This is a genomic window from Neobacillus niacini (genome assembly GCF_000759675.1).
Taxonomy (GTDB): domain Bacteria; phylum Bacillota; class Bacilli; order Bacillales; family Cytobacillaceae; genus Neobacillus; species Neobacillus niacini_A.
Map to the genome: position 1 here is coordinate 719 of NZ_BAWM01000097.1, position 581 is coordinate 1,299.

Consider the following 581-nt stretch of genomic DNA (forward strand, 5'->3'; position numbering starts at 1 on the left):
AATAAAATATAAAATGGTGAGCCATGAAGGACTCGAACCTTCGACCCTCTGATTAAAAGTCAGATGCTCTACCAACTGAGCTAATGGCTCTTGGCTGGGCTAGCTGGATTTGAACCAACGCATGTCGCAGTCAAAGTGCGATGCCTTACCGCTTGGCTATAGCCCATCAATATTTATTGTGAAAATGGCGGTCCGGACGGGACTCGAACCCGCGACCTCCTGCGTGACAGGCAGGCATTCTAACCAACTGAACTACCGGACCAAATGTTGTTTTAAATAAGAAACAGGAAATGAGCTATAATCATCTCCCGTCCCTGATGACCCCTACGGGATTCGAACCCGTGTTACCTCCGTGAAAGGGAGGTGTCTTAACCACTTGACCAAGGGGCCTTAATTTTATGGCGGAGAAGGAGGGATTTGAACCCTCGCGCCGGTTACCCGACCTACACCCTTAGCAGGGGCGCCTCTTCAGCCTCTTGAGTACTTCCCCATAAAAAAAATGGCTCCGCAGGTAGGACTCGAACCTACGACCGATCGGTTAACAGCCGATAGCTCTACCACTGAGCTACTGCGGAATAATA

Annotated in this window: 6 tRNA genes; all 6 read right to left on the reverse strand. The window is 49.7% G+C overall.

The window, feature by feature from the left end:
* Positions 1 to 14: 14 nt before the first annotated feature.
* The 6 genes from TR08_RS21955 to TR08_RS21980 all read right to left on the reverse strand — a co-directional run bounded on the left by TR08_RS21955 (position 15) and on the right by TR08_RS21980 (position 575).
* Positions 15 to 90, reverse strand: a tRNA-Lys gene (locus tag TR08_RS21955).
* 1 nt (position 91) lies between these two features.
* Positions 92 to 166 (reverse strand) — tRNA-Gln (locus TR08_RS21960).
* Positions 167 to 185: 19 nt separating this feature from the next.
* Positions 186 to 262, reverse strand: a tRNA-Asp gene (locus tag TR08_RS21965).
* A 56-nt stretch (positions 263 to 318) separates the two neighbouring features.
* Positions 319 to 390: transfer RNA gene (locus TR08_RS21970), tRNA-Glu, on the reverse strand.
* Positions 391 to 399: 9 nt separating this feature from the next.
* Positions 400 to 490, reverse strand: a tRNA-Ser gene (locus TR08_RS21975).
* Positions 491 to 500: 10 nt separating this feature from the next.
* Positions 501 to 575 (reverse strand) — tRNA-Asn (locus tag TR08_RS21980).
* Between the last annotated feature and the right edge of the window lie 6 nt (positions 576 to 581).